Source organism: Pseudomonas canadensis, from assembly GCF_000503215.1.
Lineage (GTDB): Bacteria > Pseudomonadota > Gammaproteobacteria > Pseudomonadales > Pseudomonadaceae > Aquipseudomonas > Aquipseudomonas canadensis.
The window spans coordinates 137,063-150,262 of record NZ_AYTD01000010.1 but is presented as its reverse complement, the minus strand read 5'-3'; the positions used below and the strand labels follow the sequence as shown (position 1 = coordinate 150,262).

The window sequence follows — 13,200 nt, the reverse complement described above, 5'->3', positions numbered from 1 at the left end:
CGCGCCAAGGCCGCCCTCGACAAACTCGACGTCGCCGAAGGCCTCGCCGAGCTGGAAGGCTCCGCCGCCCGTGTCGCCGTTGACGAAAAGCGCATGATCAACTGCCGCGCCGACCTCAACCAGCTCGTACCCTTCAAGTACGACTGGGCCTGGCAGAAGTACCTCGACGGCTGCGCCAACCACTGGATGCCGCAAGAGGTCAACATGACCGCCGACATCGCGCTGTGGAAAAACCCTGAAGGCCTGACCGACGACGAGCGTCGCATCGTCATGCGCAACCTGGGCTTCTTCTCCACCGCCGACTCCCTGGTCGCCAATAACCTGGTGCTGGCCGTGTACCGCCTGATCACCAACCCGGAGTGCCGCCAGTACATCCTGCGCCAGGCCTTCGAAGAAGCGATCCACACCCACGCCTACCAATACTGCATCGAATCGTTGGCCATGGATGAAGGCGAGATCTTCAACATGTACCACGAGATCCCATCGGTCGCTAAGAAAGCCGCCTGGGGCCTGAAGTACACCCGTTCGATCTCCGATCCGAAGTTCGAAACCGGCACCGTCGAGACCGACAAAGAGCTGCTGCGCAACCTGGTCGCCTACTACTGCGTGCTGGAAGGCATCTTCTTCTATTGCGGCTTCACCCAGATCCTGTCCATGGGCCGTCGCAACAAAATGACCGGCGTGGCCGAGCAGTTCCAGTACATCCTGCGTGACGAGTCGATGCACCTGAACTTCGGTATCGACGTGATCAACCAGATCAAAATCGAAAACCCACACCTGTGGGATGCCGAGATGAAGGAAGAAGCGACCCAGATGATCCTGCAAGGGACTCAGCTGGAGATCGAATACGCGCGCGACACCATGCCACGCGGTGTGCTGGGCATGAACGCGGCGATGATGGAGGACTACCTCAAGTTCATCGCCAACCGTCGTCTGTCGCAGATTGGTCTGAAAGAAGAGTATCCGGGGACAACTAACCCGTTCCCGTGGATGAGCGAAATCATGGACTTGAAGAAAGAGAAGAACTTCTTCGAAACCCGTGTGATCGAGTATCAGACCGGCGGCGCGCTGAGCTGGGACTAACGTGTAGGAGCTGGCTTGCCGGCGATGGCGATCATGCGGGCGCCTTCGCCGGCAAGCCAGCTCCTACAGGTTTGGTGTTGATACCCGTTAAATAGTTTTTATGCCCAATCAAACCATCAAGACCCCCTGCGTCGGCCTGTGTTCCACCGTTTACGGGGACCTGGTCTGCCGGGGCTGCAAGCGTTACCACCATGAAGTGATCCAGTGGAACGGCTACAACGCCGACGAGAAACAGGCGGTTTGGCTGCGCCTGGAGCAATTGCTGGTACAGGTCATGGCCAGCAAGTTGGAGGTGTTTGATGCGCACCTGCTGCGCCAGCAGCTTGAGACTCGCAAGATCCGTTTCATGCCGCACCAGTCGGCCTATTGCTGGGCGTATCAGCTGATTGCCCGGGGTGCGCGGGTGATTTCCAAGCTGGACGCGTATGGGCTGGCGTTGCTGCCGGAGTTTCGCGAGCGCAGCCTGGCGGATCTGCGGGATGCGATTGACCGGGAGTTTTTCCTGCTGTCCGAGGCGCATTACGAGCGGTATATCGCACCGGGGTTTATCAGGGAGGCTTTTGGGCCTCCACTGATAGCCAGTTTTTAACTCAGCAATTCCAGGAGGCTGCGCGTTCGGCCTGCAGGTCATAACGCTCAATCGCCTCCTGGCACACCCGCGCCTCCAGACGCCCCTGCTTCACCAACGCCGTCAGCGCCGCCAGCACAATGTGGTGGCGGTCCACCTCAAAGAAATCCCGCAGCGCCGCCCGCGTATCACTGCGCCCAAAGCCGTCCGTCCCCAGCACGGTGTAGCTGGAATCCAGGTAAGCGCCAATCATCTGCGGTACTGCCCGCACATAGTCAGTCACCGCAATCACCGGCACGCCTTTGGGCAAGCATTCATTCACATGGCTGATCCGCGCAACGGCCTGCGGATGCAAGCGGTTCCAGCGTTCCACCTCCCGCGCATCCCGCGCCAGCTCGCTGAAACTGGTGACGCTGAACACGTCGCTCGTCACCTGCCAATCATCCGCCAGCAACTGTGCCGCCGCTTGCGCCTCGCGTACCAGCGTGCCAGCCCCGAGCAGGCGCACCTGGGCATCGACCGCGCCTTGCAGGCGGTACATGCCTTTGATGATCGCCGCTTCAACCCCTTCCGACAGGCTGGGCTGCGGGTAGTTTTCGTTCATCAGGGTCACGTAGTAGAACTCGTCCACATCGTGTTCGAGCATCTGGCGCATGCCGTGGTCGAGGATCACCGCGAATTCCCCGGCGAACGCCGGGTCGTAGGCGCGGCAGTTGGGCACGGTGGCCGCGGTGAGGTGGCTGCTGCCGTCCTGGTGCTGCAAGCCCTCGCCACCCAGGGTGGTGCGTCCGGCGGTGGCGCCGAGCAGGAAGCCACGGGCACGTTGGTCAGCGGCGGCCCAGATCAGGTCGCCGACGCGCTGGAAGCCGAACATCGAGTAATAGATGTAGAACGGCAACATGCGCAGGCCATGCACCGAATAGCTGGTGGCCGCCGCAACCCAGGAACTGATGGCGCTGGCTTCGCTGATGCCCTCCTCCAGGATCTGCCCGTCGGTGGCTTCGCGGTAGCTGAGGATCGAGCCGATGTCTTCCGGTTCGTAGCGCTGGCCGACACTGGAATAAATGCCGATCTGCTTGAACAGGTTGGCCATGCCGAACGTGCGCGCTTCATCTGCCACGATAGGCACGATGCGCGGCCCCAGCGCCTTGTCCTTGAGCAGGTTGGTCAACATGCGCACGAAGGCCATGGTGGTGGACATTTCCTTGCCGTCGGCAGCCGTGGCGAAGGCGGCATAACCCGATACGGCCGGCACGCTGACCGGGGCGGCGACCTGGCTGCGACTAGGCACGTAGCCGCCCAACGCCGTGCGACGCTGGTGCAGATAGCGCAACTCCAGGCTGTCCTCGGCCGGTTTGAAAAAGCTCAGGGATTCGGTCTGTTCATCGGTCAGCGGCAATTGGAAGCGATTGCGGAAGGCGATCAACGCATCGCGGTCCAACTTCTTCTGCTGGTGGGTGGTCATCTTGCCCTGCCCGGCCTCGCCCATGCCAAAGCCCTTTTTGGTCTGGGCCAGGATCACCGTGGGTTTGCCTTTGACCCGCCGTGCGGCGTGGTAGGCGGCGTGGATCTTCACCATGTCGTGGCCGCCGCGCTTGAGGCGGTTGATCTGCTCATCGCTCATGCCCTCGACCAGCCGGGCCAGGGACTCGCTCTGGCCGAAGAAGTGTTCGCGGTTGTAGGCGCCATCCTTGGCGGCGAAGGTCTGAAATTGACCGTCAACCGTGTTGGACAAAATGTTGACCAGCGAACCGTCAGCGTCCTTGGCCAGTAACGCATCCCAGTCCGAGCCCCACACCAACTTGATCACGTTCCAGCCGGCGCCGGCAAACAAGGCCTCCAGCTCATCGATGATGCGCCCGTTGCCGCGCACCGGCCCGTCGAGGCGTTGCAGGTTGCAGTTGACCACCCAGGTCAGGTTGTCCAGGCCTTCGCGAGCGGCCAGGGTCAGGGCCGACATGCTTTCCGGCTCGTCCATCTCGCCGTCGCCGAAGACGCCCCAGACGTGACGGTCGGTGGTGTCCTGCAAGTTGCGGTGCTGCAAGTAGCGCATGAAGCGCGCCTGGAAGATTGAACTGATGGGGCCGATGCCCATGGAACCGGTGGGGAACTGCCAGAAGTCGGGCATCAGCCACGGGTGCGGGTAGCTGGACAGGCCGCGTGCGCCCTGCGCGGTCCCACCTATTTCCTGGCGATAGTGCGCCAGGTCGTCTTCGCTCAAACGCCCTTCAAGGAACGCGCGAGCATAGATGCCTGGCGCGGAATGCGGCTGATAGAACACCAGATCGCCGCCGAAGCCCTCGTTACGGGCGCGAAAAAAGTGGTTGAAGCCGACTTCGAACAAGTCCGCCGCGCTGGCGTAACTGGCGATATGGCCACCCAGCTCGCCGTAGGCCTGGTTGGCCCGCACCACCATGGCCAACGCGTTCCAGCGCACCAGCGAGGCCAGACGTTCTTCGGTAGCGAGGTCGCCGGGAAATGCCGGTTGCTGCTCGACGCTGATGCTATTGATGTAGGCCGTGCCGTGGTGCGGTTTCCAATCGATATGCGGCGCACTGGCATCCTGCGCCAGCAAGTCGAGGATCTGCCGAGCCCGCGCCGGGCCGGCGTGCGTGACCAGGGACGCCAGGGCGTCGCGCCACTCATCCAACTCTTGCTGATCAATCACCGCATTCGTGAAACCGTTCATGGGCACCTCCGGGCTTTTTTTCCAGTTTATGTCGGTGCTGGAGGATTTTTTGCCTGTTATCAGGCGCTCGACGTTGAATTTTGAGCATGAATCACTGCCAATTTTGCTTCTGGCAGCACGTTATGCTCAAGCAGGACGAAAGCCCGCAATTGTGTTTAAAATGCCGCCCGCTCAACGACCGACGTTTAACGATGACCCCAGACGCACTCGCCACCCTGCACACCCACCTGCTCACCGCCCTGGCGACCCCACCGGCTGAAACTCGCCGCCTGTTCCATGGCCGTGGCCGTTGCTGGCCGGGCCTTGAGCAAGTGACGGTGGACTGGTTGCAAGGCGTGCTGCTGGTGGCGTTGTTCAAAGAACCGGACGCGGCACAACTGGACGCCTTGAAGCACCTGCTGCAAACCGAGTTCGGCACCTACACCATCGCGCTGCAACACCGTTACCTCCCGCAAAGCACCACCGAATGGCTGTCGGGCAACCCTGTCGACGAGTTGACCATCACCGAAGGTGGCCTGCGCTACCTGATCGACCTGGGTAAAAAACAGAATAGCGGGCTGTTCCTCGACATGCGCTACGGCCGCAACTGGGTGCGTGAGCAGGCCAAGGGCCAGCGCGTGCTCAACCTGTTTGCCTACACCTGTGGCTTCTCGGTGGCGGCCATCGAAGGTGGCGCCGACCACGTGGTGAACCTCGACATGGCCCGTGGCGCCCTGAGCCGTGGCCGCGACAACCATCGCCTGAATGGTCATGACCTGAGCAACGTCAGCTTCCTGGGCCACGACCTGTTCAAGTCCTGGGCCAAGGTCACAAACAACGGCCCCTACGACTTAGTGATCATCGATCCGCCGTCGTTTCAGAAAGGCAGCTTCCTGTTGACCAAGGACTACCAGCGCGTACTGCGCCGCCTGCCAGATCTGCTCACGCCACAGGGCACCGTACTGGCGTGCATGAACGACCCGGCCTTCGGTGAAGACTTCCTGATCGACGGCGTCACCCGCGAAGCACCGGGCCTGCGTTTTGTCGAGCGGTTGCAAAACCCGCCGGAATTTCCTGATATTGATGCGCAAAGTGGCTTAAAGGCGTTGGTATTCCGCCAGGGCTGATGCCGAAATGTCTTACGCTTGCTACGCTAAGTGATACACCGGGGTGGTGAACCTTCTTACCCCCTTCCCGGTCGATACCTGCATTCCCCGGCCAGACTCGACGGCGTCACGTCGTCGGCTGCCCTGTTTCACCTTTTGGAGAACCGCCCGTGATATCGACCCTGCATGTAGCCAGACTCAAAGCCTGGGGCGCCCACGGCTTTACCGCCACCGGTGTGGTATTGGCCTTCCTGGCCACCCTGGCGCTGCTGGAAAACTCACCCAAGGCCTGCCTGCTGTGGCTGGGCCTGGCGCTGGTAGTGGACGGGGTTGATGGCTCACTGGCGCGACGAGTGAATGTGAGCACGGTACTGCCGAGCTTCGACGGCTCGGTGTTGGACCTGGTGATCGATTACCTCACCTACGTGTTTATCCCCGCCCTGTTTATCTATCGCTATATCGACCTGCCGGACTTTACCCACCTGTTTACCGTGTCGGTGATCCTGGTGTCGTCGCTGTTCTGCTTTTGCAACGTCAATATGAAGAGCAAGGACAACTACTTCGTCGGCTTCCCCGCCGCGTGGAATGTGGTGGCCTTGTGCGTCTATATCATCCAGCCGGAAGCCTGGGTCACCTTGCTCACCGTGATCGGCCTGGCCCTGCTGACCGTGACGCCGATGAAATTCCTGCACCCGTTCCGGGTGAAGCGGTTCATGCCGATCAATATTGCAGTAACCACGATCTGGTTGCTGTGCAGCTTCTTGATGGTGATGGATTACCCGAACACCAACCCGTGGACGTTTGGCTTGTGGTCGGTGATGTCGGCGTATTTCCTGGGGATTTGTATCTGGCGCACGGCACTGGAGTGGCTGGGAACACACAAATGACCCGGTGAACACTCTTCAAATGTGGGAGGGGGCTTGCCCCCGATAGCGGTGGGTCAGCTAAAGATGAGTCAGCTGGAGCACTGCCATCGGGGGCAAGCCCCCTCCCACATTTGGATTTGCAGACTCCCCGCGAGTAAGATGGCGGCCGTTCGCCCAGCCCCTTCGCTGCGCACCCTGCCAATAATAAGCCCAACCCATGCCCTTCGAACTCAGCGTAGACCTCACCACCCTCGCCATCCTGGCGGCGGTCGCTTTTATCGCCGGCTTCATCGATGCCATCGCCGGCGGCGGGGGCTTGCTCACCACGCCCGCCCTGCTCACCGCCGGCATGCCGCCGCATCTGGTACTGGGCACCAACAAGCTCAGTTCCACCTTCGGCTCCGCCACCGCCAGTTTCACCTTCTATCGGCGCAAGCTGTTCCATCCGCGCCAGTGGGTGCATGCCATTGTCGGCACGCTGATCGGTGCGCTGACCGGCGCCGTGGTCGCCCATTACCTGCCGGCTGAAACCCTGAACAAGATGCTGCCGGTGATCGTGTTCGCCTGTGGCGTGTACCTGTTGTTCGGCGGCACGCCCAAGGCGCCAGTGGACGCCGATGCACCGATCAAGAAGAAATGGCAATCCACCCAGGGCTTCGGCCTGGGCTTCTACGATGGCGTGGCCGGCCCCGGCACCGGGGCGTTCTGGACCGTGAGCACGATGCTGTTGCACCCCATCGACCTGGTGAAAGCCAGCGGTGTGGCGCGCAGCATGAACTTCGTCAGCAACGCGGGAGCGCTGACGGTGTTCATCATCAATGGTTCGGTGGACTGGATCGTCGGTCTGGCCATGGGCGTGTCGGTGATGTGTGGCGCATTCTTTGGCGCACGCAGCGCGATCAGCGGCGGCGCCAAATTCATTCGCCCGGTGTTCATCACCGTGGTCCTCGGCCTGACGGTGCGCCTAGCCTGGCAGCACTGGTTCAGCGTGACCTAGTCGGCGGGCCAAATACAGGTCGATCAAGTAACGCGCAATCGAACGTGACGCCGGCAACGGCGGCAAGTCGTGGATGTTGAACCACTGCGCGTCTTCGATCTCATCAGCCTGGGGCACGATATCGCCCCCGGCGTACTCGGCATGAAAGCCCAGCATCATCGAATGGGGGAACGGCCAGCACTGGCTACCCATGTACTGGATGTTCTTGACCTCCACCTGCACTTCCTCGCGCACCTCGCGGATCAGGCAGTCTTCGGCCGACTCACCCGGCTCGGCAAACCCCGCCAACGTGCTGTACACCCCCGTGACAAAGCGTGGCGAACGCGCCAGCAGGATCTCGTCACCACGGGTCACCAACACGATCATGCTCGGCGAGATACGCGGGTAGCTGCGCAGGTCACAGGCCTGGCAGTACATCGCGCGCTCCCGTGGTACCTGGACCATGGCCTGGCCGCAACTCCCACAAAACCGGTGTTCCCGCGCCCAAGTGCCGATCTGCGCTGCGTAGCCCAGCACCTTGTAAAGGGTGTGATCGCCTTGCAGCATGAAACCGCGCAACCCCTGCCAACTGCAACCCGTCACTTCAGCAGGTGCATTGAGTTCCAGCAGGTACACCGGCTCGCCGTCAAGGTGGCCAATGCCGTGCTCGGCAAACACCGACAGGTCCTGGCGCTTGAGCCATTCCCGGGGGAACAACGGGCCGTTGGTGTCATGCAAAAAGCCGTCGCGGCTGCGGGCGACGGCCCAGCCGCCAGGGGTGTCGTTGTCCAGCAGCGTTGTGGTAATCCAGCCTGGGGTCATGTCAGTCAATCCACGAATTCGGGTTTCTGCTTACTCATGTGGGCCGCGATGGCCACGCGCAGGTCGTTGGATTGCAACATAGCCGAGTTCCAGGTGGCAACGTATTCCAAGCCGTCATTGACTGTATGGTCACGCATGTAGCTGATCATGGCCTTGGTGCCGGCCACGGCAATCGGCGACTTGGCGGCGATTTCATGGGCAATCTCCATTACCCCGGCCAACAGGCTGTCCTGATCGGGATAGACGCGATTGACCAGGCCGATGCTGCGCGCTTCCTCGGCGCCGAACTGGCGGCCGGTGTAGGCCAGCTCACGGAGCATCCCATCGCCGATGATACGCGGCAGGCGCTGCAGGGTGCCGACGTCAGCGGCCATGCCGATGTCGATTTCCTTGATGGAAAATTGCGCGCCTTCGGCGGCGTAGCGCATGTCACAGGCGCTGATCAGGTCGATTGCGCCACCGATGCAGTAACCCTGGATCGCCGCCAACACCGGCTTGCGACAGTTGTCGACCGCATTGAACGAGGCTTGCAGCTCAAGGATCTTGCGGCGCAGCAAGCGTGCGTTGCGGCCCACGTCCTTACCGAATTCATTGGCCACCGAGGCCAGCATCATCAGGTCGATGCCGGAAGAGAAATGCTTCCCGGCACCACTCAGCACCACGGCGCGCACGGCGTCGGTGTCTTCGACCCACTGGAAAATGTCGATGATTTCGGTCCAGAACGCCGCGTTCATCGCGTTGATCTTTTCCGGGCGGTTGATCTGCACATGGGCAACGTTACCGGTGAGTTCGACGACGAAAGCTTGGTATTCGGACATGGCAGTGATCCCTGACTGGCGAGTGATAAGGCCCGAACTATAACAAGGGAACGTGACGGCACATCGGCCAAAAACGGGACAGGCAAAGGTAATGGAATGTTGTAGGCGTGCGGTTCATTGCAGCGCCAATACATTTCATCCAGGGCAGCCGATTTATCGGCTATACAATCAGGGCCATTGCCTGGAGCTGCCTATGCCGACCCCGTTTCGCTCATCCTTGATTCTCGCCCTGGTGGTCGTGCTGACCGGCATCGGTGCCGGTTTGGGCGGGATGTTGCTGGCGTTGCTGCTGCATGGTATCCAGCACCTGGCCTACGGTTATAGCCTTGACAGCCTGGTCAGCCATGAAACCTTCCTGCTGGGCGTGACGGCGGCGCCGCCTGAGCGGCGGCTGCTGGTGCTGGTGGTGTGCGGCCTGGTGGCGGGATTGGGCTGGTGGGCGATTTATCGTTACGGCAGGCCGCTGGTGAGCATCAAGCACGCGGTGTCGGAGAAGATGCCGATCATGCCACCCAAGACCACGCTCGCCCACGCCTTGCTGCAGATCATCAGCGTGGCCCTGGGTTCTCCCCTGGGCCGTGAAGTGGCGCCGCGGGAAGTCGGGGCGTTGGCCGCCACCTGGTTGTCCCTGCGCGCTGGACTCGACCCGCAGATGCATCGCCTGATCGTCGCCTGCGGTGCCGGAGCCGGGTTGGCCGCGGTGTACAACGTACCGCTGGGTGGCGCGGTGTTCGTGCTGGAAGTGCTGGTGGGCGCGTTCAGTTGGCCGGCGGCGGTGATTGCGTTGGCGACTTCAGCGATTGCAGCCTCGGTGGCGTGGATCGGGTTGGGTGCGCAATCGCAATATGCAGTCCCGCACTTCGTGTTGAACCCTGCCCTGATTGCCTGGGCGGTGGTCTGCGGCCCGATCTTCGGCGTGGCGGCGTACGCTTTCACGCGGCTCACCGGCGAGGCGCGGGCGAATGCCGCCAGGGGCTGGCGCCTGCCGGTGCTGTCATTGATCAACTTCACCCTGATCGGCGGTTTGGCGATGCTGTTGCCGCAAATCCTCGGCAATGGCAAAGGCCCGGCGCAGCTGGGTTTCGACAATGAACTGACGATAGGCCTGGCGGCGTTGTTGCTGGTGGTCAAAGTACTGATCACCACCAGCAGCCTGCGCGCCGGCGCCGAAGGCGGCTTGCTCACCCCAGGCCTGGCCAATGGCGCCTTACTGGCAATCATCCTCGGTGGCGCCTGGAGCCTGGTCTGGCCCGGCGTGCCCCTGGGCGCATTCGCAATCATCGGCGCCGCTGCCTTCCTGGCCGCCAGCATGAACATGCCGTTGACTGCGATTGTGCTGGTGGCGGAGTTCACTCGCATCGACCACGACTTCCTGGTGCCGATCATCCTGGCCGTGGTGGGTTCGATGTGTGTGAGCAAGCTGTGCCAATGGCGCGGGTAAAAACGCTGCAAAAGGCTGGATAAAACCCGGCACACACGCCATCCTTCGCGCTTTAAGCCGCCCCATTCGCGGCGCTCGACGTTTAAAGGATATGCCCCATGCACGCCCAACCCCTCACCGCCGCCGAATTCGAATTCATCGAAAACACCCTGCTCAAGTACGGTGACGACCACTCGGTGCTGAACCAGGCCGAACTCGACGGCTACTTCACCGCGCTGGTCTCCAGCCCAGCCCAGGTGGACGTGGCCGAGTGGTTCCCCGCGATCTGGGGCGGCCAGAACCCGGAATGGGACAACATGGACGAAGCGCAACGCTTCCTCGAACTGTGCGTGCGCCACCTCAACACCCTGGCCGCACAACTGGCGACCGACGCCGCCGGCTTCAACGCCCGCTTCGACGAAACCGAACACCAAGGCCACACCGTGACCCTTGCCGAAGAATGGTGCTTTGGCTACATCCGCGGCGCCGCCATCGGCAACTGGCCGGAACTGCCGGCAGAACAGGCTGCACGGCTGGAAAAAATCTCCTGGTGCGCCGAACAAGACAACTTCGAACTCCCGGCCGACCTCGATGTGCAAGCACACCAGCAACGCGTCGGCGAAATCGAACCGGCAGCGCGCGCACTGCATGATTACTGGTTGGCGAAGCGATAACAGCCTGCAGGGACCGAGGCGCCTGCATCGCCGGCAAGCCGGCTCCTACAAGGACCGCGTATCCACGATGCGAAGCGAGTCGCTCTTGATCTTGATCTGAGGCGCCCCGTCAAACACGCTGGCCGAACGCAGGCTTGAATCCGTGGGTAACCCGGCAGGACGCCGGGTTAGCCGCGCTGGGCCAAGGATGGCCCATCGCGGCGGCCCACGGATTCAAGCCTTCGTTACGGCACACCGAGCCTAAGCGAGGTGCCGAGTGTTGGGGCAAGAGCGTTTTGCTTACTTTTGCGCTGTTCAAAAGTGAGCCGCCGTAAGGGCGGAACCCTAAGCCGCCGCTACCCAAATAACGGATATGTACACCGAACAAACGCCATCGCAGGCAAGCCGGCTCCCACAGTTGGAACGATATACACCCAGTAAATATCAGCGCCCATGACCCCAAGCTCGACAAGCACCACATCTATACCCGATTATTCAACTCCGCCCGCCGTCCGTGCCTTGAATCAGGAGCCCTGTACCTTGAGTTCGCAGAAAACCGTGACCGTCACCCCGCCCAACGTCCCCCTCAATGGCAAGGTCGCGCCCCCCGGCTCCAAATCCATTACCAACCGCGCCCTCCTGCTCGCCGCACTGGCCAAAGGCACCAGCCGCCTCAGCGGCGCACTCAAGAGCGACGACACCCGCCACATGTCCGTAGCCCTGCGCCAAATGGGCGTGACCATCGACGAACCCGACGACACCACCTTCGTCGTCACCGGCCAAGGCAAACTGCAACTGCCGCCACAGCCACTGTTCCTCGGCAACGCCGGCACCGCCATGCGCTTCCTCACTGCCGCCGTGGCCACCGTGGAAGGCACCGTGGTGCTGGACGGCGACGACTACATGCAAAAACGCCCGATCGGCCCGCTGCTGGCAACCCTCGGCCAGAACGGCATCCAGGTCGACAGCCCCACCGGTTGCCCACCCGTCACCGTGCACGGCGTCGGCAAGATCAAAGCCAAGCGTTTCGAGATCGACGGCGGCCTTTCCAGCCAGTACGTGTCAGCCTTGCTGATGCTCGCGGCCTGTGGCGAAGCGCCGATTGAAGTGGCGCTGACCGGCAAGGACATCGGTGCCCGTGGCTACGTGGACCTGACCCTGGACTGCATGCGCGCCTTCGGTGCCAAAGTCGAAGCAGTCGACGACACCACCTGGCGTGTGGCCCCGACCGGCTACACCGCCCACGACTACCTGATCGAACCTGACGCCTCTGCCGCCACCTACCTGTGGGCCGCTGAAGTGTTGACCGGTGGCCGCATCGACATCGGCGTGGCCGCGCAGGATTTCACCCAGCCGGACGCCAAGGCCCAGGCCGTGATCGCGCAGTTCCCGAACATGCAGGCCACGGTGGTCGGTTCGCAAATGCAAGACGCCATCCCCACCCTGGCAGTGCTCGCGGCGTTCAACAACACACCTGTGCGTTTCACTGAACTGGCCAACCTGCGGGTCAAGGAATGCGACCGCGTACAGGCGCTGCATGACGGCCTCAACGAGATCCGCCCTGGCCTGGCGACCATCGAAGGCGACGACCTGCTGGTAGCCAGCGACCCCGCCCTGGCCGGCACCGCCTGCAACGCGCTGATCGACACCCACGCCGACCACCGCATCGCCATGTGCTTTGCCCTGGCCGGGCTGAAGGTCTCGGGGATTCGCATCCAGGACCCGGACTGCGTCGCCAAGACCTATCCTGATTACTGGAAGGCCCTGGGCAGTCTTGGGGTTCAGTTGAGCTACTGAGGGCTCGGCGTCGGAATGGGGAGGCACTGCACATGACAATCCGCCAACCCTGCCCACCCGGCGCCTGCGTCTGCGACCGCGAAGAGCTGCTGCAAGCGCCGGGCGCCGACCTGCGCATCCTTAACCTGACGCGCCAGGAAGAAAAGAAACTGCTCGACCGCCTTGAACACCTCAAGAGCCTGCAAGACCTGGAACGCATGCAACAGCTGATGTACCAGCAATTGGGCATCCGCGTGCATATCGCGCCGGGTCACACCGAGGTCAAGAGCATGCGTGGCATCCAGATCGTTATCGACGAGCTACCGGGCCTGTGCCGCAAGACCCGCCAATCGATCCCGGCCGCGATCCGTCGAGGCCTGGAGAATCAGCCGGAAATCGCTTACCGCCTGCTCGACGCCCACGATTTGTTTCGCGAAGGTTGAA

12 protein-coding genes are annotated in these 13,200 nt (G+C 62.1%); 9 read left to right on the top strand and 3 right to left on the bottom strand.

Features of this window, described 5'->3' with window-relative positions; all coding sequences use genetic code 11:
* Together U367_RS0105190 and U367_RS0105185 are read left to right on the top strand one after the other, a co-directional pair.
* Positions 1 to 1,083, top strand: a 1,083-nt coding sequence (locus U367_RS0105190) for a ribonucleotide-diphosphate reductase subunit beta (protein ID WP_028615974.1), incomplete at its 5' end; no start/stop codon positions are given.
* Between the two features lie 100 nt (positions 1,084 to 1,183).
* The gene (locus tag U367_RS0105185) at positions 1,184 to 1,672 is read left to right on the top strand and encodes a DUF1289 domain-containing protein (protein ID WP_028615973.1); all 489 of its coding nucleotides are present in this window, start codon (positions 1,184 to 1,186) and stop codon (positions 1,670 to 1,672) included.
* Position 1,673: 1 nt separating this feature from the next.
* Here U367_RS0105185 and mdeB read toward each other — a convergent pair whose 3' ends face one another.
* On the bottom strand, positions 1,674 to 4,340 hold the full coding sequence (gene mdeB, locus U367_RS0105180; protein ID WP_028615972.1) for an alpha-ketoglutarate dehydrogenase: 2,667 nt from the start codon (positions 4,338 to 4,340) through the stop codon (positions 1,674 to 1,676).
* A 191-nt stretch (positions 4,341 to 4,531) separates the two neighbouring features.
* Between mdeB and U367_RS0105175 the strand changes: the two genes are divergently transcribed.
* From U367_RS0105175 to U367_RS0105165, 3 genes are all read left to right on the top strand, one after another.
* Positions 4,532 to 5,446, top strand: a complete 915-nt coding sequence (locus tag U367_RS0105175) for a class I SAM-dependent methyltransferase (RefSeq protein WP_028615971.1) — start codon at positions 4,532 to 4,534, stop codon at positions 5,444 to 5,446.
* 149 nt (positions 5,447 to 5,595) lie between these two features.
* Positions 5,596 to 6,312 (top strand): phosphatidylcholine synthase, encoded by a 717-nt coding sequence (pcsA, locus tag U367_RS0105170; protein ID WP_028615970.1) that lies wholly within the window; start codon positions 5,596 to 5,598, stop codon positions 6,310 to 6,312.
* Positions 6,313 to 6,508: 196 nt separating this feature from the next.
* The gene (locus tag U367_RS0105165; protein WP_028615969.1) at positions 6,509 to 7,288 is read left to right on the top strand and encodes a TSUP family transporter; all 780 of its coding nucleotides are present in this window, start codon (positions 6,509 to 6,511) and stop codon (positions 7,286 to 7,288) included.
* Here the strand turns inward: U367_RS0105165 and nudC are convergent.
* The gene (nudC, locus tag U367_RS0105160; RefSeq protein ID WP_028615968.1) at positions 7,256 to 8,089 is read right to left on the bottom strand and encodes an NAD(+) diphosphatase; all 834 of its coding nucleotides are present in this window, start codon (positions 8,087 to 8,089) and stop codon (positions 7,256 to 7,258) included. The genes U367_RS0105165 and nudC overlap by 33 nt on opposite strands.
* A gap of 5 nt (positions 8,090 to 8,094) precedes the next feature.
* On the bottom strand, positions 8,095 to 8,907 hold the full coding sequence (locus U367_RS0105155) for a crotonase/enoyl-CoA hydratase family protein (RefSeq protein ID WP_028615967.1): 813 nt from the start codon (positions 8,905 to 8,907) through the stop codon (positions 8,095 to 8,097).
* Between the two features lie 193 nt (positions 8,908 to 9,100).
* On the opposite strand from U367_RS0105155, the gene U367_RS0105150 reads away from it, so the two are divergent.
* The 4 genes from U367_RS0105150 (at position 9,101) to U367_RS0105135 (ending at position 13,199) form a co-directional block, all read left to right on the top strand.
* The gene (locus tag U367_RS0105150; protein ID WP_028615966.1) at positions 9,101 to 10,348 is read left to right on the top strand and encodes a chloride channel protein; all 1,248 of its coding nucleotides are present in this window, start codon (positions 9,101 to 9,103) and stop codon (positions 10,346 to 10,348) included.
* Positions 10,349 to 10,446: 98 nt separating this feature from the next.
* Complete coding sequence (locus tag U367_RS0105145) at positions 10,447 to 11,001, top strand: UPF0149 family protein (protein ID WP_028615965.1); 555 nt, start codon at positions 10,447 to 10,449, stop codon at positions 10,999 to 11,001.
* Positions 11,002 to 11,520: 519 nt separating this feature from the next.
* A complete protein-coding gene (aroA, locus tag U367_RS0105140) occupies positions 11,521 to 12,777 on the top strand; it encodes a 3-phosphoshikimate 1-carboxyvinyltransferase (RefSeq protein ID WP_028615964.1) in 1,257 nt (418 codons plus the stop codon).
* Positions 12,778 to 12,809: 32 nt separating this feature from the next.
* On the top strand, positions 12,810 to 13,199 hold the full coding sequence (locus U367_RS0105135) for a hypothetical protein (protein WP_028615963.1): 390 nt from the start codon (positions 12,810 to 12,812) through the stop codon (positions 13,197 to 13,199).
* Position 13,200: the final 1 nt, after the last annotated feature.

Coding starts and splice junctions, on each gene's coding strand:
- U367_RS0105150 (WP_028615966.1), top strand. CDS start 9,101: ATGCCGACCCCGTTTCGCTCATCCTTGATTCTCGCCCTGGTGGTCGTG.
- U367_RS0105165 (WP_028615969.1), top strand. CDS start 6,509: ATGCCCTTCGAACTCAGCGTAGACCTCACCACCCTCGCCATCCTGGCG.
- U367_RS0105185 (WP_028615973.1), top strand. CDS start 1,184: ATGCCCAATCAAACCATCAAGACCCCCTGCGTCGGCCTGTGTTCCACC.
- U367_RS0105145 (WP_028615965.1), top strand. CDS start 10,447: ATGCACGCCCAACCCCTCACCGCCGCCGAATTCGAATTCATCGAAAAC.
- U367_RS0105135 (WP_028615963.1), top strand. CDS start 12,810: ATGACAATCCGCCAACCCTGCCCACCCGGCGCCTGCGTCTGCGACCGC.
- nudC (WP_028615968.1), bottom strand. CDS start 8,089: ATGACCCCAGGCTGGATTACCACAACGCTGCTGGACAACGACACCCCT.
- mdeB (WP_028615972.1), bottom strand. CDS start 4,340: ATGAACGGTTTCACGAATGCGGTGATTGATCAGCAAGAGTTGGATGAG.
- U367_RS0105175 (WP_028615971.1), top strand. CDS start 4,532: ATGACCCCAGACGCACTCGCCACCCTGCACACCCACCTGCTCACCGCC.
- U367_RS0105155 (WP_028615967.1), bottom strand. CDS start 8,907: ATGTCCGAATACCAAGCTTTCGTCGTCGAACTCACCGGTAACGTTGCC.